Raw genomic sequence first — 20,660 nt, forward strand, 5'->3', positions numbered from 1 at the left:
CAAACTTTCTACTTATCCTTCATAACCAATTAATTGCTTAACCGGTTAATCTTCACATTTTACATATGTTTGATAATCTCGTCGGCGAACTCGCTGCATTTCACGAGCGTGGCATCGTCCATCAGCTTGTAGAAGTCGATGGTTACACGTTTGCGCATGATAGCAGTGCTGAGGCCGTGCACGATGATATCCGCCGCTTCTTTCCAGCCCATGTATTCCAGCATCATTACGCCGGAGAGGATCACGGAAGAGGGGTTCATGGTATCTGTATTGGCGAAACGCGGTGCAGTACCGTGTGTGGCTTCGAATACCGCATGACCGGTAGCATAGTTGATGTTGGCGCCCGGTGCAATACCGATACCGCCCACAGCCGCTGCCAGTGCATCGGATATGTAGTCGCCATTGAGGTTCAGGGTAGCGATCACAGAATAATCCTGCGGCGCCAGTAATATCTGCTGGAGGAAGTTGTCCGCGATCACATCGTTGATGAGGATTTTCTTATGGGCCAGTTCGATTTTCATCTCTTTGTTGGCCTCGTCTTCTCCTTTTTCTTTCTTGGTTGCTTCCCACTTTTCCCAGGTGTACACTTTGTCACCAAACTCACGAACGGCCAGTTCATAAGCCCAGTTTTTGAAACCACCTTCGGTGAATTTCATTATGTTGCCTTTGTGTACAATGCTTACAGAAGGTTTGTTATGGTCTACGGCGTACTGGATCGCAGCGCGCACCAGCCTTTCGGTACCCTGGCGGCTCACCGGTTTAATACCGAAGGAAGAAGTTTCCGGGAAACGGATTTTCTTTACACCCAGTTCTTCCGTCAGGAATTTCAGCAGTTTGTCTGCTTCGGGCGTACCATACATATATTCGATACCGGCATAGATGTCTTCCGTGTTTTCGCGGAAAATCACCATATCCACTTTCTCAGGATGTTTAACGGGAGAAGGCACTTTGTTGAACCAACGAACCGGGCGTACACAGGCGTACAGGTCCAGTTCCTGGCGCATAGCCACGTTCAGGGAGCGGATACCGCCGCCAACAGGGGTGCTGAGGGGACCTTTAATCGATACCGGTACTCCTTCAGGTCGCGAAGGGTATCTGCCGGCAGCCACTCACCGGTTTGCCGGAAGCTCTTTTCACCTGCCAACACTTCTTTCCATTCGATCTTACGACCCTGTCCATAGGCCTTTTCAATGGCAGTGTCGAACACACGTACACTTGCGCGCCAGATATCGGGACCAATACCATCACCTTCAATAAAAGGAATGATAGGGTGGTTCGGGACCTGGATCTGTCCATTGCTCATCGTTATTTTTTCTGCCGGCATAAAATCAGTTTATTGATGCGTTACGAATATTAATCAGCAGCGCAAAGGTAAGGCATTATGCGCGGCCCCGGACATAAAAATTTGGTAAATATGGCCCATTTCATGTTAATTTCGGCTTTGATTTTAGCAACTTTTAAACCATTAAAAAAGTGGATTTTACCTACCTCGCCCTGGGCGATAGCTATACCATCGGAGAAGCCGTACCCGCCGAAGAACGCTTCCCGGCCAGGCTGGCCTCCCTCCTGCAAACCGGTGAACCAAAGATCGTAGCCGTTACCGGCTGGACCACCGACGAACTGACCGCAGGCATCGAAGCAGCGCAAATCACCGGTACATACGACCTCGTGACCCTGCTGATCGGCGTTAACAACCAGTACCGCGGCCGCCCCTCGAAGAATACCGTACCCAGTTCACCGCCCTGCTCGAACAGTCTATTGGTTTTGCCGGCAACGAGCCGTCTCACGTGATCGTGGTATCCATCCCCGATTGGGGCGTAACGGCATTCGCCGCTAACCGCGACAGGTCGCAGATCGCCAGGGAAATAGATGCGTTTAATGCTGCCAATAAAGAGATTGCCCTGGCTCATAAAGCCCAGTGGATAGATATTACGCACTTTACCCGCGAAGCCGCTACGGACCCGGCGCTGGTTGCCAGCGACGGACTGCACCCTTCGGGAAAGGATTATGCCCGCTGGGCCGCGGCAATTGCTCCACTGGTAAAAAGATAAGAAAGGGACCGGCTGACCAGCCGGTCTTTTAGTTTAGCGTCCGTGGTAAAGAGACTGCGTTAATTGAGATCCCGAAAAACGGCACTCCTGTTTAGATAGTATCATCATCGACCTAAAAAAGTAGGCTTTAAACGCTAAAAACGACAATTAACTTATTGATAATCAATATAGTTCTATTATGTTCTACATTTCAACCAATTGATTGTCAAGGCAAAACCCGATCAAGTCCGGGTCAAGTCCGCCTTAACTCCGCCTCAAGTCCACCTTAACACCGTCTACCCTGGTGTTATATTGGCCTGTTATCCCCTAGTTACCCTATAGTTATCTGCATGTTTATCCAATGTTAACCCGATATTTCACCGGCACAACGTTTACCCGTTCCCTTTTCACCGGCAATTTTCCCCATTTCACCGCCCATCCGCCACGGCCCGCCTAAACCGCATTGCCTGCCCGCAGTTTCTGAAATATTTTTGAGTCACAATTAAAATATATGAACAACTATAATCGTCATCAAGAAAGAAAGAGCAGTTTATGGGGTGGCCTTATCCTGCTGGTAGTCGGTGTATTTCTGCTCATGAAAAAGCTGGACCTGCACATTCCTCATTGGATCTTTTCATGGGAAACAATCCTGATCGCCATCGGTCTTATCACGGGCGCCAAAAGGAACTTTACAGGAGCAGGCTGGATTATCCTAATATGTATCGGTGGTATTTTCCTGATCGACGATATTTTTAACTGGGGCGTAAACATGTCACGTTTTATCTGGCCGCTTGTCTTTATATGTGCCGGCATTTTCCTGGTAGTACAGTCTACTGAAAGAAGACGCCGTGAAATCATCCTGCAGCCGGGTGAGAACGCAGAGGACTACATTGCGAACACCTCGCTGTTCGGTGGTAGCAAAAAGTGGTATTCTCTAAAAACTTCCGGGGAGGTTACATTTCAGACACCTTCGGGGGCTCGGAAATCAACCTTTCGCAGGCCGACTTTAACGGTGTAGCCATCCTGGACGTACAATGCCTGTTCGGCGGCTCGGAGATTACAGTGCCGCCCCATTGGGAAGTGCGCATCAACGTGAACGCGATTTTTGGTGGTGTGGACGATGCCCGCATACAGCCGGTGACCATCAACCCTGACAAGATCCTGATCATCAAAGGCTCCTGCACCTTTGGCGGCGTGAGTGTGAAGAACTAACAGCAGCGCAGGCTGCGCTTATTGTGACAAATTATTAAAAAGTATAGTTATGAATTGGTTCGTTGCGAAAATCGTTTACCAGATCATCTGCGGACAAGGTGTACATCAACCGCAGTTCGACGAGCAATTGCGCCTCATCAGCGCGGGCACCAAACAGGAAGCCTGGCAGAAAGCGGCTTCCATCGGGCAACAGGAGCAATATTCTTTCCTGAACCAGAAAAAGGAACTGGTGGAATGGCGCTTCATTAATGTGCCCGAATTGTATGCCCTGGAAGATCTGAAGGATGGGATGGAAATCTATTCCCGCGTGGAAGAACCCGAAAATGAGTCGTCTTACGTGGCGCTTTTGCAGATGAAAGCATCGCAGTTGCAGTCACAAAAGGTTTTTGAGCTTAACTTGTAGGAAATTTTCTCCCGTAGATGGCAAAACCATTATCAACGCAACCCACTTTTCGCCTTACGTTCGTAATCTCCTGGACCGCCGGGGTACTTGCCCTCACCGCACTGATCTACTACTGGTTCGGATTCGGCTGGCTGCCCGCCCTGGTCGACGGATGGCTGAGTGTGTCGCTGCTGGCCCTCGACGCCCTGCTCATCGTGCACAACCTGGCCTATTACCGGCCCACGAGCGGCCGCTACCTGTTCATCCTTGCCGTTAATGCTACACTCGCCGCCGCCTGTTTGTACTTCGGGTATTACATCTGCGGCCTGTTATTCAAAGATCAACCGCTGTATCTCGATTGGCTGAAAGCCTCACTGCCCGTACGTTTCCTGGTTGCATGGATCTTCCTGTCCGCCATTAGCCTGTTAAGTTTCTTTTGGTATGAAATAAAAGCGCAACAGGAAACGATCGAGCGTAAAGAAACAGCGGAAAAACTCGCAACCGAGGCCGAACTGTTTAAGCTGCGGCACCAGTTGCAACCACACTTCCTGTTCAACAGCCTTAATTCCATCAACGCCCTCATCAGTCTGCGGCCGGAAGAGGCGCGGCAAATGGTGCAGAAGTTATCCGATTTTCTCAGGGGCACGCTCAAAAAAGAAGACCAGGCTTCCACCAGTTTAAAAGAAGAAATACAATACCTGCAATGGTATCTTGATATAGAAAAAGTAAGGTTCCGCCACCGCCTGAGCACGGAGATTAATTGCAGTGAAGAAAGCCTGAACGCCCAGCTGCCGCCACTCCTGTTGCAACCGGTGGTAGAAAATGCCATCAAGTTCGGACTATACGATACGATCGGCGATATCACCATCCGCATTAAGGCATGGACAGCCGACAACACCCTGTTCATCAGCGTGGAAAATCCGTTCGACCCGGAATTGCAGCATTCGACCAAAGGCACCGGCTTCGGCCTGTCTTCGATCCGGCGGCGACTGTTCCTGCTGTTTGGCCGGAGCGACTTACTGGACACACAAACTGACAACACGCTTTTCACGACGCTTATAAAAGTACCGCAACCACAATGATTAAAGCCGTAATCATAGACGATGAACCGCTGGCCCGCGAACTGGTGCTGGAGTATCTCCGCAACTGGCCGCAGGTAAGTGTTGCACAGGAATGCAACGATGGTTTCGAAGGATTAAAAGCCATCCAGCAACATCAGCCCGAACTTATTTTCCTCGACATACAAATGCCGAAGATCAATGGCTTCGAAATGCTGGAGCTGGTGGAAAAAATGCCGGCCGTTATCTTCACCACCGCTTTTGAAGAATATGCTTTACGCGCGTTTGAAGTAAGCGCCGCCGATTACCTGCTGAAGCCATTTTCACGCGAACGTTTCGATAAGGCCATGCAGAAGCTCTGCGAAAAACTGGAGAACAACACGCCTGCTGTTGCACCGGTGCAGGACGTACTGGAAGCCGCTTCGCGCGAAATGCCGGCACAGCACAACCGTGTGGTGGTAAAGATCAATGGCAAGATAAAAATCATTCCCATGGCCGATATTCATTACACGGAGGCCGCGGATGATTATGTAAAAATCGTTACCCAGGAAGGGTCCTTCCTGAAAAACAAAACCATGGCGTTTTTTGAGAAAACGCTCGACCCGCAGCATTTCATCCGCGTGCACCGCAGCTACATGTTAAACATTGGGCAGATCTCCCGGCTGGAGCCCTACGAGAAGGAAACGTATCTCGCGATCCTGCGATCGGGAAGTAAAATACAGGTAAGTAAAACAGGATACCCGAAACTGAAAGAGGTACTGGGTTTATAATATCAAAGGCTGGAGAACAAACGCTCCAGCTTTTCTTTTTCAATATCTTCTGCCCCTGCTCCCCGCTGGCTACGAGGCGGCCATTACACCAGGCTTCGTAAGTACAAATTATTTCATGCTGATGAACAGCCGCGATGGTAGCGGTAAATTCCACCGTACTGCCCATCAATGCCGGCGCGTGATGAGCAACCGTCAGCTTTGTGCCGATCCCCTCTTCATCGGCTTCTTTCATTTCCAGCACAAACAAACGGCAGCACCATTCCGCATCGCGGGCCAGCGCAAACGTGGCGTACACCGGGTGTACCTGCCCGCTGTCAAATGTTGCACAGTCTTCCTGCCGCACCTGCCGCGTAAACTGCCGGACGTCGCCGGGTTGAAACAATTGCTTCATAAATGTTTATTGAACGACCAGTACAGGAATGCTTACATAATGCCGCACGTAATTCACGGTTTCGCCATACAGCCAGTCCTTCAGCCCCTTGTGGCCATGACCGCCGAGAATCAGCAAATCGGCCTGCTGCTCGCGCACTATTTTTACAATGGATTTCGCACGATGGCGATAGCCAAGTATGCCCTGTGCTTTAATATTTTTATCTTTCAGCAGGGAGATATACATATCCATCTGCTCCTGGTCCTGCTGTGTTTCGTGGTCATCCGACTGGTTGCCGAAGTAGCTAGCCGACGGACTTTCCACGATGTGAATCAATACATATTCTGTTTCCGGATTGCCCTGCGCCAGCGCATTGGCCAGTACTTTTTCATCCCTGCTGCTGAAGTCCAATGCCAGCGCGATTTTTTGTACATCGGCCGGTCGAGGTTGCCCAGCGTGAGTTTTGGCGTATGCATGTTTACAGTAGCCTCGCGGTTACGGTAACCAAGCAGCGGGTAAATGATGGAGATCACGAGCAGTGTCAGGAAACCCGCACACAGCGTCATTACCAGCGCCGGCACCCACCAGCTGCCTGAATTCGTAACTAATCCGATCACCTCATCCAACACCAACCTTATGTTCAGGTATACCAGGATAGCTGTAATGATCCAGGCGGCGATCTTGGTCCGGTACCGATAGCAAACGTACCCATCGTTTTTTTATCACTTACAAAATGGATCAACGGGATTACCGCGAAACCGAGTTGCAGGCTGAGTAGTACCTGGCTGAATACGAGCAGCTCTCCTATTTTGCTTTCCCCATATATGATGATGACCACCAATGCCGGTACGATTGCCAGCAGCCGGGTGAGCAGGCGGCGTAACCACGGATTGATGCGCAATCTTAAATATCCTTCCATCACTATCTGGCCCGCCAGGGTACCGGTAACGGTGGAACTTTGTCCCGCCGCGATCAGGGCCACCGCGAACAGGATGGGCGCGAGTTTGCTGCCCAGCAGCCCTTCCAGCATCTGGTGCGCCTGGCTAATGTCGGCCACCTCTGTATGTCCGCCTTTGTGAAACACGGTAGCAGCCAGGATCAATATCGCAGCATTCACGAAAAAGGCCATATTTAAAGCGATGGCGCTGTCCGCGAAGTTCATCTTTAAAGCATGGCGGATACCGGCTTCATCTTTTTTGATCTTTCTTGTTTGTACGAGTGCGGAGTGCAGGTACAGTTATGCGGCATCACGGTAGCGCCGATGATACCGATAGCAATATACAGCGCAGTTTCATCCGGCAAGGTGGGTATAAAACCTTTCGCCACTTCACTCATCTGTGGCTTCGATATAATTAGTTCCACCAGGAAAGACGTACCTACAATAGCTACCAGTGCAATGATGAATGCTTCCATTTTGCGGATGCCGTAGCGTTGCAGCACGAGCAGCAGGAAGGTATCCAGTACCGTTAAACCCACTCCCCACATTAATGGAATGCCGGTAAGCAGCTGCAGGCCAATGGCCATACCCAGTACTTCGGCCAGATCGGTAGCTGCAATGGCGATTTCGGCAAGGATGTACAACAGAAAATTAACAATGGGCGGATACGTTTCACGGTTGGCCTGTGCGAGGTCGCGGTTGCGGACAATACCGAGGCGCGCGCTGAGACTTTGCAGCAGCAAGGCCATGAGGTTACTCATCAACAATACCCAAATAAGTGCATATCCATATCTGCTACCGCCGGCGAGATCAGTGGCCCAGTTGCCGGGGTCCATGTAACCTACGCTCACGAGGTATGCCGGCCCGAAAAACGCCAGTATCCTTCGCCATCCGGGTCGGGACCTGGTCGTATCCACACTCTGGTGCACTTCACTCAAAGAGGCCGTGTTCTGTATCCTGCTCATAATGATCTTTCGTTTAACCGGGTATATTCAGCCATGCGCTACAGCGGCCTTACCAGTATATTTTTAGACACCTGCTCACTGATCGTAAAAGCAGGCTGGTTTTTTATTTTGATTTCTACGGAGTTATCGAATTCGTACCGCTCTATCACTTCTATCTGCGTGCCAAGTTTGATGCCCTTGGCGTTCAGGAATTCCAGCAGCGCAGTGCTCTGATCATTTACTGCCGCCACTTCCAGGCGTTTGGCGGTGGCTTTGTCCGGGGATGATGCGGCCGTACTTTATTCATTTTACCCTGCGCGTCCGGGATCGGATCACCATGGGGATCGGTAGTAGGATTGCCGAGGAAATCGCTCAGGCGGCTGGTCAGTTTTTCACTGCGAACATGCTCCAGCTCCTCCGCCAGTTCATGTACCTCTTCCCAGCTGAAAGCCAGTTTATCCACCAGGAAACACTCCCATAACCGGTGGCGGCGAATGATCTGCAAAGCGATCTTACGACCATCGGCGGTTAATGTGATGCCGTGGTATTTTTCATAATCGATCAGTTTCTTCTCTTTTAGTTTCTTCGCCATATCCGTCACCGAGGCGGGTTTAGTATCCAGTTCGTACGCGATCGCGTTGGTCGAAACGGACTCCTGCCCCTCCTGCAGTTTAAAGATCGATTTGACATAATTCTCTTCCGCAATCGTCAAGTTCATACTATCTAAAATAAAATTTAGGTAAATCTAAATATTTTTAGAGAGTAATCCAACATCAGCCGGTATTTTTACGGGAAGAAGTAAGAATGAAAAAGAATAATGTTACTTTTCGGGCCAATTAGAGCACATTATGAGCAGAATCAGCATCCTGTTAGTGGTATTGGCGGGCTTTTTTATGTCCGCCTGTAAGGATAAGAAGAAAAATCCCGCAGATGAAGACCGTCCGTTGACCTTTACGGAGTTTAGCGAATTGTTTCCCAAGGCGGCATTACCCTATAAAATATCGCCCGGGCTGTTGAAATCGAAAACCGGCGACTCTGCGGCATTTAAGCCTAAGGTAGCCGCCCAGTTCCTGCCGGATACCTTATTGAGCGCAGCTTTCCAGAAAGAAAAACCGCGCATCGTTCCACTGGCTTATTTCAAATCTTCTGACCTGCATTACGTGCTGGTGAAAGCCGCTGGCAAATCCACCACACAGGCTTACATCTGTTTGTACACGCCGAAAGGCCAGTTCCTGAACCGCCTCCTGGCCGGCGAAACCAAACCGGGTAGCGCGAAGGAAATTACGTCGACCATCGACAGCCGCTTCAATATTAAGGTCAGTACATCCGAGAAGCGCAGCGCCAGTTATACCGCCCTGCGCGAAGACACTTACGGCGCTTATGCCGATGGCAGCATTGCACTGATCATGACCAATTCCAGCGAACCAGTGTCCAATGGACTCTACAACCCGATCGATACCTTCCCGCACAAACATAAATTTTCCGGCGACTACCTCGCAGGAGAAAACAATATTGTATCTGTCCGCGACGGCGAGGCGGGTAAAGAGTTTTTATTCTTTATCTCTTTATCGAAAGATAAAGGCGCCTGCCACGGCGAACTGGACGGCACGGCACGTATCACGGGCGCTAATACCGCGCAGTACCGCGACAAGAACAGCGAATGCATCCCGGAATTCAAGTTCAGTACGGGTAAAGTAACGATCAGTGAAACAGGTTGCGGGGCTTACCGGGGCATTAAGTGTATGTTTGATGGAAGTTTTGTCAAGAAGAAAGAAGTAAAGAAAAAGAAAGCAGCAAAAAAGAAGGCTGCCCGAACGGAACGGACAGCCTTCTTTTTACTTATATCCAAGATACTTTCTCATCACCTTATCCTCCCCATAAATATCATCGTAAAACTGTAGCTTGCCCTCTACACCTTCCGCGGTAAAATAGCGGATGTAAATCGGCATCCGCGTCCCCAGCGATACCACTTTCTTATCACCGCGGTTCAGCCAGGTCCTTAGGCTGTCGTACGACTTCGGTTCGTTACGCACCAGGTAATGCGCCAGGCTATCCCATTGCTGTACGCGTACGCAGCCGTGGCTCAGGGAGCGAAAGGCATTGTTGAACAGGCGGCGGTTATTGGTATCGTGCAGGTATACACTGTACTTGTTGGCAAAGTTAAATTTCATAATGCCGAGCGAGTTATCCAGGCCGTCCATCTGGCGCAGCACATAAGGGAAATTCCCCTTGCCGTATTTGCTCCAGTTGATGGAATCCGGATTTACGACCTGGTTGTCTTTATCTACTACCTCCGGTTTTTAGCGGCCAGGTAACCCACATCTTTTTTGATGGCGGGCAACATCTCCTTAAACACAATACTATACGGCACGCGCCAGTAAGGATACAACACAAAGTTGGTCATCGTGCTGTTCAGGATCGGCGTACGGGTACGCGGCGTACCAACAATTACGCGCGACGAAAACTGCAATGTATCGTTCTCCACAACGTCCATCCGGTAGCCGGGAATGTTTACCCAGATATAGCGGCGCGTCATGGTATCGGGCAGTTTACGCCAGCGGTCGAGATTTACGGCCGCCTGTACTTCCCAGTCCGCCATGCTGCGGTTCAACGCCTGCACCGTACGCTTGCCGGCCACGCCGTCCGGGTAGATATTAAACTCTTTCTGGAATGCTTTTACCGCAGTTTTGACCAGGTTCGTATCTACTACCACCCCGGTCGTGTCCAGTGCCCGGACTGCACCAGCCGGTTTATGAGTTGGGTACGGAAGCCGGCGGTATCTGTGTACGTTTGCGGCAGGGTATCCCAGGTGCGGCTGCTGTACTGTGCTTTGAAGCTAAGTAACGCTTCTTTCAGTGCTACATAACCGGCGTGTTTAGGTTCCGGGCCATGCAATACGGTGAGTACGCGTTTTTCGGCCAGTGCGATGCTTAACAGGTCCACCAGCACCGTATCCGAAAAAGTGGAGTCGGTGCGAAACGTAACACTGTCACGCGGCGCTACACCGAAATGCAGATCGCCGGCCAGTTTAAGAAAAGCGTCGGAAAGCATCACGTCCATACGGGCCCATAGCGCCGCGTCTTTGCGGGCTTCTTTGCCGGATTTCAGTTGCTCGTAACCTTCCAGTAGTGTTCTTGCATGATAACGTTCGGGAGCAGGCCATACTCGTCGGCCTTGCGGAGTAAAGCAATCAATGAATCCATGTTACTGCTCGCGGCGCCGCTTTTTGACCATTGGGGTGCGTTGCCGGTGCGGCTGTACGTCATTTGCAGGGCCGCTACACTTCGTACCGGTACGCTGTCTTCCATCTGTCCGTCATTCCCGGCAATATAGTCCAGCCGTTCGGTGATGTTTTCCCTTATGACTTCTCCCAGCTCCCTTTCGTTCACTACGATCTGTTTTTCCCTGGGCGGGGTCTTTTTACCTCCGCAGGCAGTTATCAACAGGACCAAAAGCAGGGGTAAGTGTCTGATGATTTTTTCCATTTCAGTTAACAGCTGTATAGTTGGGCTGCTAAAGTAGCATATTTGCAAATACCATGCTGTTGCGTATATGTTATTTTACGTTAATACAACTAAAATGCGCCGGCGTAAGTTTACACCGGCGCATTGTTGGCCTTTAAGGAGTATTGCTTATAATACTTACTTACAACAGTTCTTTTTCACGAACAGCGAACCGATAAATTTCAGCACGCTCATCATCACTTTAGCCATTTTTATTTGTGTTTAAAAGCATTAAATATATTATGCTCTATTCTAACGGTAAAACTACTGGGCATGTTGCGCACCATATTGCCCGCTAACTCCCACCGGTACGAGAGATCCAGCCGTGTGGTGCTATTGAAAATGAACTGGATGGCAGGTGCGATGTCCACGTAATTCCCCTTCACGCCATTGTCCACGTTTGCCTTACCGAGCAACTCCACGTACAGGTTCAGGTTCGTTTGTTCGTAACTTTTATACGTTACCGGTAACGTCAGGTATCCGAACGACAGGCTGTAATTCAGCATATTACGGGAGAAGTTAGCTGTTAAATCGTTTTTGATGTTATTCGTAAAACGATTGTATGCCAACGTACCCGAAACTGCCATCTTGTGCACCAGTTTTGTGGCGATAATACCACCGGAAATACCCGAGTTGTTGCCTTCCAGGTCTGCTTCGTTATTGGCGTAATTCAGCTCATTATGTTCACCGTCCGGCGCCGGGGTAAAGGGGTTATCGATAATCGAGCCCTTTACATAGGCCGCCATGCGGAAATGCGCATGCGGTTCGTCCTGCGACAGGAAACGGTACTTGGCGTATATGGAGCCCCCTTCGAAGCGCGTGCCCGGCTGCATGGCATTGGCCATATAGCCTGTTACGTGCACCATAAACCGGCGATTAATCCCAAACATTACCTCCGGCTCAAAACGGAAAGCGGTACGACCATCATGCTCCATTTTGAAGAACTTATTGGTCATACGCAGGCCCACCGACCTTGCAGGCATATTGCTGGCGGGTTCGGAGGATACGTACAACTCCTGGGCCTGTGCCGGAAAGGCCGCACAGGTAAACAGCGCGATTAAAACTTTCTTCATGTAAGCCGATTAAATAGTTACATGGATCACGCGTTTGGAAGCTGCGCCGGATTTGCAGCAATCGGCCATAGTGCCGGTTTTGTAGCAGGGCATTTTCACCTGGCTGCTGTATTTCTTATAAACGGACGCCGATACGAAAGCCTTGTCTATCACCGTAATATCTTTTTCGCCCTGTAACACCTGGTCTTTTACGTTTACAAAGTGGAGGGTCTGGCCGGCAAACGGCACATGCGCGTCGTTGCTCACTTTCACTTTATCGAAATCGGCCGTCACCGTCAGTTTCGCCACAAAGAAGCCCGCATCTTCCACCTTTTTGCCGATGGCGTCGAGATCCACAGCCGCATTGGGTTTAAAACTGAGGATAAAGGAAGTGGTATTCAGGTCGGTGTCGATTTTATCTACGAAAGGCAGGGTTTCCAGCGACTTCAAAGTAGCGCGGGAACACATGGCGCAGGTAAGGCCGGATGCCTGTACGACTGCTTTTTTATATTGGGCCTGGGCGCCAAAAGCGATGGCGATAAATGCAATAAGCGCGATGAATCTTTTCATGACTGATCTTTTTGATGATTTTTAATACAAGCAGGTTGATACGATTGCGCGCAGCCGAAGCCGTCAACGCATTACAGGTGTTGCCTTAAAATCAGATCAGGAATACGCAGTTACGTATAAAAAGAGGGGCCGTGGGAAGGTCTGGCGGCGCATGCAGCTGGTAGTTAAACTGCGCGGCATGGCTGCCCGGGATGGCTGGTATTTGAAGCACCGCGACCGGCAGGGCCAGGTCGAGCGGCATCACCTCCGGGTGAAGAAGATTTTGGCGGCCTGGTGCGACTGATCCACTTTCAGGAACTTATGCACATCTTTACAGCAGTCACCGCCACCCTTCGCGCCGGGTTTGCCGCATTTGTTGCAGGCATCATCGTCGGCGTTATGGAATTTTACTGATGCGATCTCGCCCATGCAATAATGCACGTTCACCGTGAAGCCACTGGTAATGGCCACGTACAAAACGGCAATAAATATGGTGAGCAATTTCTTCATCTGTTACAAATGTAGGCATTTTCGCACAAATGCGACCCGCAGCCGGATGAACCCGCCTTTTGCGCGGATGGACCTTAGTTTACGAACCACCACCGGATACCCAGGCGGAACGAGAAGTTGTTACGCGGGTACAGCGGCGACGACATGTTATTCGTCCAAAGGAAGGTATTCAGGTTTTCGCCCCGCACAAATGCGTTAAACGACTTAATGCGGAAGTGTACGAAGGCATGCACGTCCGGGTAGTTGCTGACGCGTTGCTGGTTCTGGTAAAAGAACTGGCCCACCAGCGGAGAATATCCGTCTGCGTTGTAATCTGTATTATAGCTGGCTTCCAGGCCGGTTACCAGGTTCAGGTTTTTATAGAGCACATCTTCATAAGTGAAGCGGTGGCGTGTCCATATGGTCGGCAATTGTACGGGCGAGTTGCCATGCAGCTGCTGGAACGCCAGGTCGGCATACCAGTGCAGGTTCCTTGCCGAAAAACGTTTGCTGAACACGATCTGCAGCATGTTAAACAGGGAGTTGAACTGTTTGGCGCCGGTATAGTTATCGAAATATGCAAAATTGTTGAATACGTAATAGTTGGCCACCAGGTTATACTGCAGGCGGTCGTTTTTCGCCGCGAACTGGAACAGGGTGATGTTTTCCTTATTCAGCCCCGTGTTCGTGATCAGCGTTCCCTGGTTGGTGCCAAAATAGCGGTAAGCGTACGATGGCTCGCGGTTCACATTGCGGAAAGTCAGCGCCACATTGCCCAACGCCGGGTTGAAGTAGCGGCTCAATGTACCGCTCACGTTGTAGTCGCCGGCATTTTCCCCTACGAGGTACAATTCGCCCTTTGCCGACAGGTCCCACTTCTGGTTTTTGGTCTTATTACGATATTCGCCGTGTATACTCAGGTTCTGAAACGTAATGTTATAGGCCGTGTCCGGGAACTCCCCTATCGTATTATCGAACCGCGCGCCCACACTGATAAAGTGCCCGAGATTCCCGCGGATCGGGAACTGGATGAGCGAGAGGTCGTTCGAGATCGTGCGCCAGGTGTGCCGGGTACGCAGGGTATCAGTATCGGCGATGCCAAAACCATAGAACTGGCGGTAATACGTACTGTCTACCTGCTCGTCGATAAACTCATAACGGGAATTGGTGTACGTTAACGTATGCTGCACCCGGAAGAAAGGATCGTACTGCCACACATCTGTAGTATCGTTGATGTGCAGGCTGTCGCCTTTACCCCAGTCGTAATGGTGCAGGAAACGTATGCTCATTTCCCGCGACATATTTTTAGTAGGAATGCTATTATTAAAGAACGAGAAGGATCCACCTCCCTCACCGCCAAGTCGTACCGGGATCAGGCGGCGGCGGTTGTAATCGGGATTTACCAGGAAGGTATCGCTGGTGATACCGCCGTTTTCGCCACCCGTGAGCTTATTATTATAAAAGCTCAGGAAAGCGTGATAGCGCTTGTCTTTGCTGTTGTAACGGGCGGTGAGCCTTGCATTATTATGGTCCGTATTCTGGTTTTTGAAGAAACCGGGAGAACTGATCTTGCGGAACTCAAAATTAAAGTTGAAACGCTCCGTGCGGTTTTGCGTGTGCTGCGCCTGGATCATCTGCTCCTGCATATTGCCGATCAGGTAACCCAGTTCCGTATACGGACGGTTGGTATAAAAAAACGCGCATCATCATGCGTAAACTTATAAATATCGTAAGCATGAAAACCGGGGTCAAAGCCGGCGGTCATCCGGGGCGTAAAGATTAAGTTACGGGCGGGAGCGCCGTTGTTGCCGAGCGTAACAAAACTGTTAGGCACACGCAGGTACGTGCGGTACCAGTCGTTCAGCGAAGAGTCGAGGGTAAAATCGGTAGGCTCTCCCAGGAAGCGATAGCGGATCGTGAGTGTGTCCAGTTCATGCTCGTGCTTCGTTGTATCGCGCGTCATGGTGCCGCCTGCCCCTCCCATGCCGGAGAAGCGGCCGCCGTTAAACTGGGCCATTAGCGTGTGGCTGCAAAGCGTCAAAAAAGTATAATCCCTAGTTGCCTCATCCTAAAGTTGTGCTATCAATTCCCTGAATATCAATGTTAATTTAGGCTCTGCCGCCTTCGCTGCCTCCAGTACTTCTTCGTGTGTAATGGTGTTTTCTTCCTCACGGATGCCCAGGTCGGTGATCACGCTCATGGCAAATACCTTTAATCCGGCATGCGCTGCCACGATCACTTCCGGCACAGTGCTCATTCCTACGGCGTCGCCACCGATGATGTGCATGAACTTATATTCAGCCCTGGTTTCGAAGGTGGGGCCCTGCACGCCTACATATACGCCGGTGTGCACGGGAATATTGTTCGCCGCCGCAATTGTACGGGCTTTGGCAACGAGGGATTTAGCATAAGGCTCGCTCATATCCGGGAAACGCGGCCCGAGGGCGTTGTTGTTCGGTCCTCTCAGGGGATGCTCAGGCTGCAGGTTAATATGATCGGTGATGATCATAAGATCGCCCACTGCAAAGGCGGCATTCATGCCGCCTGCGGCATTGCTCACCAGCAACGTACCAACACCCAGCGCTTTCATCACCCTTACCGGGAAAGTCACCTGCTGCATGCTGAACCCTTCATAATAATGAAACCTACCGGCCATCACTACTACCGGCCGCCCCATGATCGTACCCAGGATCAGTTTACCATGATGCCCTTCTACGGTAGATACGGGAAAGTGCGGAATATCGCCGTAAGGGATTTCCTTACGGTCGCTGATGTCATTAATAAGATTACCCAGGCCGCTGCCCAGGATAATGCCGGTTTCCGGCGCCTGCACGGCAAACTGCCTGATGTAGCCGGCCGATTCCTGAATTTGCTGTTGTAATCCGATCATATACGGGTTGACACTAATTTAACATTCCGGCGGAGGTAAACGTCCCGGCCGGCATGCCGGCAAAGTTAATCCTATAAACCATACTAAAAATCCTAAATCAGAAATATGCCTCTGAATTTCGGCGATAATAGCCTATTTTAGCACCCAAAATTTAGTCCGATGAACTTACACGAGTACCAGGCGAAAGAACTGTTGAAAAAATATAATGTACCGGTACAGGAAGGTATTCCTGTCGATACTCCGGAAGCAGCGGCAGAAGCTTACAAGCAATTGAAAGTGCAGTTCGGTAACGAATTTGCGGTAGTAAAGCCCAGATCCACGCCGGTGGCCGTGGTAAAGGTAAGATTAGAGGTTCAGAACAGCGTGGTGTAGCGGTAGGTAAAAGTTCCGAAGATATTAAAACGATCGCAGGCAAGATCTGGGCGGCACCCTGGTGACCATCCAGACCGGCGAAGCGGGTAAATTGGTAAACAAAGTACTGGTTGCACAGGACGTTTACTATCCCGGCGCAAACCCGGTTAAAGAGTTCTACCTCTCTATCCTGCTGGACAGAGCAAATGGTCAGAACGTAATCATGTATTCTACCGAAGGTGGTATGGACATTGAAGAAGTGGCCCACAACACACCCGACAAAATATTCAAAGAGCTGGTTCACCCCGGTGGTCCGCTGCAAGGTTTCCAGGCGCGGAAAATCGCTTTCAACTTCGGTTTGAGCGGCGAAGCCTTCAAAAACATGGTGAAGTTCGTAACCAACCTGTATAATGCATACGTTGGCCTGGATTGCGCGATGCTCGAAATCAACCCCTGTTCAAAACGTCCGATGAGAAAGTGATCGCAGTGGATTGTAAAATGAACCTGGACGACAACTCCCTGATGCGTCACCCCGACCTCGAGGCTATGCGCGACATCAACGAGGAAGATCCTACGGAAGTTGAAGCCAGCAAATTCAACCTGAACTACGTGAAACTGGACGGTAACGTAGGTTGTATGGTAAATGGCGCTGGACTGGCGATGGCTACCATGGACATGATCAAACTGAGCGGCGGCGAACCTGCCAACTTCCCGGACGTAGGCGGTACCGCTAACGCACAAACTGTAGAAGCTGGTTTCCGCATCATCCTGAAAGATCCGAAAGTAAAAGCGATCCTCATCAACATCTTCGGCGGTATCGTTCGTTGCGACCGTGTTGCCCAGGGTGTGATCGACGCTTACCAGTCTATCGGTAACATCGAAGTACCTATCATCGTTCGACTGCAGGGTACCAACGCCGCAGAAGCGAAAGCACTGATCGAACAGAGCGGCCTGAAGGTACAGTCTGCCATCCTCCTGAGCGAGGCAGCTGCACTGGTAAACAAAGCTGTAAGCGCGTAATTTTACGCCAAGATAAAACGAACGCCGTGGGAGCCATCCCACGGCGTTTTTGTTTATACGAAAATTGCCGAATGCTGCGTTTTTAAGTAATTTCGATCCATCCATCCTGCCTTTTTATTTACTGTTTTATTTTTAGTTAGATGCAACGCATTCGCAGCTTCTTTTGTTCTGCTCCGGCGCCCACATCCCTATGCTTGAGCGCGCACCGGTAGAAACCAACAAATACGCAGGTATTGGTGGCACCATCTTTTCACGGGACTTCTTGCCGCACTCTCGGGCGGCTACGCGCTATGGACCGTTTTCAGCCAGTGGTGGGCCGCACTGTTGTTCGGCGCAGTATGGGGACTCATGATCTTTAACCTGGACCGGTACATCGTGTCCAGCATGAAAAAGAGAGATAACATTGGCGGAGAATTCCTGATGGCCCTCCCTCGTTTAGTCCTGGCCGTAATTATCGCCATGGTGATTTCCAAACCGCTGGAACTGAAAATCTTTGATAAAGAGATCCAGGCGGAACTCATTATCATGGAACAGAAAACGTTTAAGGAACAGGAGGATAAAGTGAAAGCCCGTTATACCGACCGCATCGCCGGGTTAAACGCCGCTATCGACAAAGCCAAGGGCGAAGTAGTAGCCCAAGGCGCCCGCCGCGATACGCTGATGCTTCTCGCCCAGCAGGAAGCCGATGGAACGGGCGGTTCCCGCATCCGGAACCTCGGCCCTATCTATAAAGCAAAAAAGACCGATGCCGATATCGCCGCCGGGGCTTATGATACGCTCAGCGCACATAACAACGCCCTCATCGCCGGCTACCTGCAGGAAATTTCGGCCACCGACTCCACCATTAAAGCCACCATCACCGATTTAAAACGTGGCCACCTCGACGGGTTCGCATCACGCATGGACGCTTTAGGACATCTGACGGACAACTCCGCACCTATCCGCTACGCCAACTGGTTTATCATTTTGCTTTTTATTGCGATTGAAACCGCGCCCGTGTTTGTGAAACTGATCTCTCCGCGCGGCCCATATGACGAATTGCTCGAACAACATGAGTATGCGTTCATCATGCATAAAAAAGAGAGGAAGGCCATGCTGACGATGGAAACCGATGAACGACTGACGATTGCACAGGCAGCGCGTGAAAAGCGGGTGAAAGAGTTTACGGAATAAAATGCCTCCTCCTCCGGAACAACGAAGCATATGAATAGGAATCAACCCATGCTAAGTATGCACAATAAAATTGAACTTAAAAAAAAGAAGCGGAGGTCGTAAGGCCTCCGCTTCTTTTTAAAGATCTGCATATTTGTAAGGTCGCTTGCGCTTACCCGAACGTACTTCATTGATGATCGTTTTCAGCCGCTGGTTAATTTCATCCACCGGCGACACCTGCAACGCGGTAGTAATCTGCGCCAGCGCTTCTTCCACTTCTCCGTTGATAAGATAACAGAGCGCCAGGTTGCCCATCAACCCGGCGTTACCACGATCGAGTAACAACGCATGTCGTGCGGCTGCCACCGCCTCTTCGCCCATGCCCAGGTTACAACACTCAATCGCCAGTTCCCTTGCCACGTCCGGGTTTTCCTGGTTATAATGAAACGATTGCTGAAACGCGTCGTACGCTTTTTTAGACTCGTCGAGCACCTGGTAGGCCTTGCCTTTCAGCCAGTGTGTAGCAAAATTATCCGGTGCAATGCTGATGGCTTTATCCAGCATCGCGATCGCATCGCGGATTTGTTTCGGTTTTACGGCTTCTTCCTCACGACCATGCAACATCATCGCAGGATGCAGGATATCTGCCGCCTTTTTGAACAGCTCCGCCGGATCGTCCGGCAACTGTTCCTTCTTCTTAAAAAAGAAAGCATCTATTGATCTTTTTTCTTTTTGACGAAAAGCTTTTCCAGTGTACGCGAGTACTGCGTATTGGCATCCACGCGGGTGATATCGTCGAGCGAAATCATAATGTATTTCCGGTCCAGCGACAGCTTCGTTCCAAACTCGTACAATACCAGCGTTTCGTTATCCAGTTCGTGTATTTCACCAACAAAAAACACATCGTCGTTTACGTCCTGCACGTGCACAGAAATGGAGCCGTAGCGGTCGTTGAAGTAACGCAGCATTTCTTCCATGGAGCCTACGGCTAACTCGTCGCTTTCTTCGCGCTGCGTGGTATCGATCAATTTGGTGATGCTTGCTATTTCGTTGCCGCCCCAGCGCACGCGGGACACACGATCACGCAGCAGCAGGCTGTAACCGTCGTACATGCCGGTGCCGTCAAAGCGTTCTATCAGTAAAAATTCTTCGTTGAAATCTACCACGTAACCGAAATCGAAATCGTCGTAACGGTCGATGGTGATGTCTACCAAAGTCTGATAGTGTTTAAGCTTGCCGAGGTATTTGGTCTCTAAGCTCATAGTCTTGCAATTTTCAGGTATAAGGAATCCTCTAAAGTTTACAGTAGTATATTCGGTGGTTATTCGTTTTCGGATGGTATCTCCACCTCGTATACGGGGCTGAAAAGATACATTTTCTTCGTCGCCACTTCTTCGCATTTAAATCGTTTTCTCACCTTCTCTCCACGGCGGAAAATGCGGCCATCTTTCGTACGGAAGAGTTGATTCAATGACAATTGTTCTATAAGATAATGATTTTCTTTCTTCCGATCGTAATTCCTTAACACGCGCATTAAATTTTCATCTGCGCAGGAGCTTGCTGCTAAGTCGTGCAAACTACTGCGGAGCGCGGCTTCCACGTCGGCCGGCATAAATTTGCGGCCCAGGAACTGGCGAAGGATAACAGCGAATTCATGCTTCCATTCTTTGCCGTGTGCGGGCACGGAATGAGCATATAAATTGAACGTAACGAGGTGGGCCAGTTCGTGCAGTAAAGTGATGAGGAAAGCGTATTTATTTAGGTTGCCATTCACGCTGATGCGATGCCCCTTTCCCTGGAAAGGGTGCCTGTAATCGCCGAGTACGCTGGCGCGTTCGCGGGTGAGCGTAAGATGAACTTTATATTCCTCCAGGTAAGCCACTACCTGCTCGAAGGTTCCTTCGGGCAGGTAGGCGGCCAACGCATTCAAGGGATGCTCCTTTTTCACTTC

At 50.4% G+C, this 20,660-nt stretch carries 26 protein-coding genes and 5 pseudogenes; 11 read left to right on the forward strand and 20 right to left on the reverse strand.

Features of this window, described 5'->3' with window-relative positions:
• Positions 1–59: 59 nt before the first annotated feature.
• Positions 60–1,324, reverse strand: a pseudogene (gene icd / locus MKQ70_RS19240) (NADP-dependent isocitrate dehydrogenase).
• 149 nt (positions 1,325–1,473) lie between these two features.
• Here icd and MKQ70_RS43820 point away from each other — a divergent pair.
• The 6 genes and pseudogenes from MKQ70_RS43820 to MKQ70_RS19275 all read left to right on the forward strand — a co-directional run bounded on the left by MKQ70_RS43820 (position 1,474) and on the right by MKQ70_RS19275 (position 5,452).
• Positions 1,474–2,051 (forward strand): annotated as a pseudogene (locus MKQ70_RS43820) (SGNH/GDSL hydrolase family protein).
• A 490-nt stretch (positions 2,052–2,541) separates the two neighbouring features.
• Positions 2,542–3,048, forward strand: coding sequence for a LiaF transmembrane domain-containing protein (locus MKQ70_RS42410; RefSeq protein ID WP_372489997.1), 507 nt, complete (start codon positions 2,542–2,544; stop codon positions 3,046–3,048).
• Positions 2,955–3,242: a LiaF domain-containing protein gene (locus MKQ70_RS19260; protein ID WP_248073521.1), complete on the forward strand. Its 288-nt coding sequence runs from the start codon at positions 2,955–2,957 to the stop codon at positions 3,240–3,242. The genes MKQ70_RS42410 and MKQ70_RS19260 overlap by 94 nt, the downstream gene beginning before the upstream one ends.
• A gap of 49 nt (positions 3,243–3,291) precedes the next feature.
• On the forward strand, positions 3,292–3,645 hold the full coding sequence (locus MKQ70_RS19265) for a DUF4288 domain-containing protein (RefSeq protein WP_248073524.1): 354 nt from the start codon (positions 3,292–3,294) through the stop codon (positions 3,643–3,645).
• A 17-nt stretch (positions 3,646–3,662) separates the two neighbouring features.
• Positions 3,663–4,706, forward strand: a complete 1,044-nt coding sequence (locus tag MKQ70_RS19270; protein ID WP_248073528.1) for a sensor histidine kinase — start codon at positions 3,663–3,665, stop codon at positions 4,704–4,706.
• Entirely contained in the window at positions 4,703–5,452 is a 750-nt protein-coding gene (locus MKQ70_RS19275; protein ID WP_248073530.1) for a LytR/AlgR family response regulator transcription factor, read from the forward strand. Before MKQ70_RS19270 ends, MKQ70_RS19275 begins: the two co-directional genes overlap by 4 nt.
• Before the next feature lie 46 nt (positions 5,453–5,498).
• Here the strand turns inward: MKQ70_RS19275 and MKQ70_RS42415 are convergent.
• From MKQ70_RS42415 to MKQ70_RS19305, 6 genes and pseudogenes are all read right to left on the reverse strand, one after another.
• Positions 5,499–5,843: pseudogene (locus tag MKQ70_RS42415) on the reverse strand (thioesterase family protein); the annotation flags it as partial.
• Between the two features lie 6 nt (positions 5,844–5,849).
• Positions 5,850–6,233 (reverse strand): universal stress protein, encoded by a 384-nt coding sequence (locus MKQ70_RS19280; protein ID WP_248073532.1) that lies wholly within the window; start codon positions 6,231–6,233, stop codon positions 5,850–5,852.
• Positions 6,155–6,451, reverse strand: coding sequence for a hypothetical protein (locus MKQ70_RS19285; protein WP_248073534.1), 297 nt, complete (start codon positions 6,449–6,451; stop codon positions 6,155–6,157). Before MKQ70_RS19285 ends, MKQ70_RS19280 begins: the two co-directional genes overlap by 79 nt.
• An 11-nt stretch (positions 6,452–6,462) precedes the next feature.
• Positions 6,463–7,724: pseudogene (locus MKQ70_RS42420) on the reverse strand (Nramp family divalent metal transporter).
• Between the two features lie 38 nt (positions 7,725–7,762).
• Complete coding sequence (locus tag MKQ70_RS19300) at positions 7,763–7,954, reverse strand: FeoA family protein (protein WP_248073539.1); 192 nt, start codon at positions 7,952–7,954, stop codon at positions 7,763–7,765.
• On the reverse strand, positions 7,942–8,421 hold the full coding sequence (locus MKQ70_RS19305; RefSeq protein WP_248073542.1) for a metal-dependent transcriptional regulator: 480 nt from the start codon (positions 8,419–8,421) through the stop codon (positions 7,942–7,944). Before MKQ70_RS19305 ends, MKQ70_RS19300 begins: the two co-directional genes overlap by 13 nt.
• A gap of 130 nt (positions 8,422–8,551) precedes the next feature.
• Here MKQ70_RS19305 and MKQ70_RS19310 point away from each other — a divergent pair, with 130 nt between their 5' ends.
• Entirely contained in the window at positions 8,552–9,604 is a 1,053-nt protein-coding gene (locus MKQ70_RS19310) for a hypothetical protein (RefSeq protein ID WP_248073545.1), read from the forward strand.
• Here the strand turns inward: MKQ70_RS19310 and MKQ70_RS19315 are convergent.
• The 10 genes and pseudogenes from MKQ70_RS19315 to MKQ70_RS19360 all read right to left on the reverse strand — a co-directional run bounded on the left by MKQ70_RS19315 (position 9,539) and on the right by MKQ70_RS19360 (position 16,186).
• A complete protein-coding gene (locus MKQ70_RS19315; RefSeq protein WP_248073548.1) occupies positions 9,539–9,916 on the reverse strand; it encodes a L,D-transpeptidase family protein in 378 nt (125 codons plus the stop codon). The two genes, MKQ70_RS19310 and MKQ70_RS19315, sit on opposite strands and share 66 nt — an antisense overlap.
• Positions 9,917–9,990: 74 nt before the next feature.
• A complete protein-coding gene (locus MKQ70_RS19320) occupies positions 9,991–10,416 on the reverse strand; it encodes a L,D-transpeptidase family protein (protein WP_248073550.1) in 426 nt (141 codons plus the stop codon).
• Positions 10,410–11,188 (reverse strand): annotated as a pseudogene (locus tag MKQ70_RS42425) (L,D-transpeptidase scaffold domain-containing protein). Before MKQ70_RS42425 ends, MKQ70_RS19320 begins: the two are co-directional and overlap by 7 nt.
• 230 nt (positions 11,189–11,418) lie before the next feature.
• Positions 11,419–12,279 carry a hypothetical protein gene (locus MKQ70_RS19335; RefSeq protein WP_248073554.1) on the reverse strand — a complete coding sequence of 287 codons (861 nt, stop codon included), beginning with the start codon at positions 12,277–12,279 and terminating at the stop codon, positions 11,419–11,421.
• 9 nt (positions 12,280–12,288) lie between these two features.
• Positions 12,289–12,828 carry a heavy-metal-associated domain-containing protein gene (locus MKQ70_RS19340; protein WP_248073556.1) on the reverse strand — a complete coding sequence of 180 codons (540 nt, stop codon included), beginning with the start codon at positions 12,826–12,828 and terminating at the stop codon, positions 12,289–12,291.
• 91 nt (positions 12,829–12,919) lie between these two features.
• Positions 12,920–13,069, reverse strand: a complete 150-nt coding sequence (locus MKQ70_RS43825) for an HYC_CC_PP family protein (protein WP_504909764.1) — start codon at positions 13,067–13,069, stop codon at positions 12,920–12,922.
• The gene (locus tag MKQ70_RS19345) at positions 13,069–13,317 is read right to left on the reverse strand and encodes an HYC_CC_PP family protein (protein WP_248073557.1); all 249 of its coding nucleotides are present in this window, start codon (positions 13,315–13,317) and stop codon (positions 13,069–13,071) included. Before MKQ70_RS19345 ends, MKQ70_RS43825 begins: the two co-directional genes overlap by 1 nt.
• Positions 13,318–13,391: 74 nt before the next feature.
• Positions 13,392–14,942, reverse strand: a complete 1,551-nt coding sequence (locus tag MKQ70_RS19350) for a putative porin (RefSeq protein ID WP_248073560.1) — start codon at positions 14,940–14,942, stop codon at positions 13,392–13,394.
• 8 nt (positions 14,943–14,950) lie between these two features.
• Positions 14,951–15,313 (reverse strand): hypothetical protein, encoded by a 363-nt coding sequence (locus MKQ70_RS19355; protein ID WP_248073563.1) that lies wholly within the window; start codon positions 15,311–15,313, stop codon positions 14,951–14,953.
• Positions 15,314–15,364: 51 nt separating this feature from the next.
• A complete protein-coding gene (locus tag MKQ70_RS19360) occupies positions 15,365–16,186 on the reverse strand; it encodes a purine-nucleoside phosphorylase (RefSeq protein WP_248073566.1) in 822 nt (273 codons plus the stop codon).
• 159 nt (positions 16,187–16,345) lie between these two features.
• Between MKQ70_RS19360 and MKQ70_RS38940 the strand changes: the two genes are divergently transcribed.
• The 4 genes from MKQ70_RS38940 to MKQ70_RS19375 all read left to right on the forward strand — a co-directional run bounded on the left by MKQ70_RS38940 (position 16,346) and on the right by MKQ70_RS19375 (position 18,730).
• Positions 16,346–16,558, forward strand: a complete 213-nt coding sequence (locus tag MKQ70_RS38940) for an ATP-grasp domain-containing protein (protein ID WP_282456609.1) — start codon at positions 16,346–16,348, stop codon at positions 16,556–16,558.
• A 61-nt stretch (positions 16,559–16,619) separates the two neighbouring features.
• The gene (locus tag MKQ70_RS38945; protein ID WP_308199084.1) at positions 16,620–17,018 is read left to right on the forward strand and encodes an ATP-grasp domain-containing protein; all 399 of its coding nucleotides are present in this window, start codon (positions 16,620–16,622) and stop codon (positions 17,016–17,018) included.
• On the forward strand, positions 17,015–17,557 hold the full coding sequence (locus MKQ70_RS19370; RefSeq protein WP_248073568.1) for a hypothetical protein: 543 nt from the start codon (positions 17,015–17,017) through the stop codon (positions 17,555–17,557). Before MKQ70_RS38945 ends, MKQ70_RS19370 begins: the two co-directional genes overlap by 4 nt.
• Positions 17,558–17,779: 222 nt before the next feature.
• Positions 17,780–18,730, forward strand: a complete 951-nt coding sequence (locus MKQ70_RS19375; protein ID WP_248081497.1) for a DUF4407 domain-containing protein — start codon at positions 17,780–17,782, stop codon at positions 18,728–18,730.
• 117 nt (positions 18,731–18,847) lie between these two features.
• Here the strand turns inward: MKQ70_RS19375 and MKQ70_RS19380 are convergent, their stop codons facing one another.
• Genes MKQ70_RS19380 through MKQ70_RS19390 form a run of 3 tightly spaced genes read right to left on the reverse strand, consistent with a single transcriptional unit; the run spans position 18,848 to position 20,657 of the window.
• Positions 18,848–19,393 carry a tetratricopeptide repeat protein gene (locus tag MKQ70_RS19380; protein WP_248073571.1) on the reverse strand — a complete coding sequence of 182 codons (546 nt, stop codon included), beginning with the start codon at positions 19,391–19,393 and terminating at the stop codon, positions 18,848–18,850.
• A 29-nt stretch (positions 19,394–19,422) separates the two neighbouring features.
• Positions 19,423–19,971 carry a hypothetical protein gene (locus MKQ70_RS19385; RefSeq protein ID WP_248073573.1) on the reverse strand — a complete coding sequence of 183 codons (549 nt, stop codon included), beginning with the start codon at positions 19,969–19,971 and terminating at the stop codon, positions 19,423–19,425.
• A 59-nt stretch (positions 19,972–20,030) separates the two neighbouring features.
• Positions 20,031–20,657: a SprT-like domain-containing protein gene (locus tag MKQ70_RS19390; RefSeq protein WP_248073574.1), complete on the reverse strand. Its 627-nt coding sequence runs from the start codon at positions 20,655–20,657 to the stop codon at positions 20,031–20,033.
• Positions 20,658–20,660 lie beyond the last annotated feature (3 nt).

The organism is Chitinophaga sedimenti, from assembly GCF_023156195.1.
In the GTDB taxonomy this organism is placed as follows: Bacteria; Bacteroidota; Bacteroidia; order Chitinophagales; family Chitinophagaceae; genus Chitinophaga; species Chitinophaga sedimenti.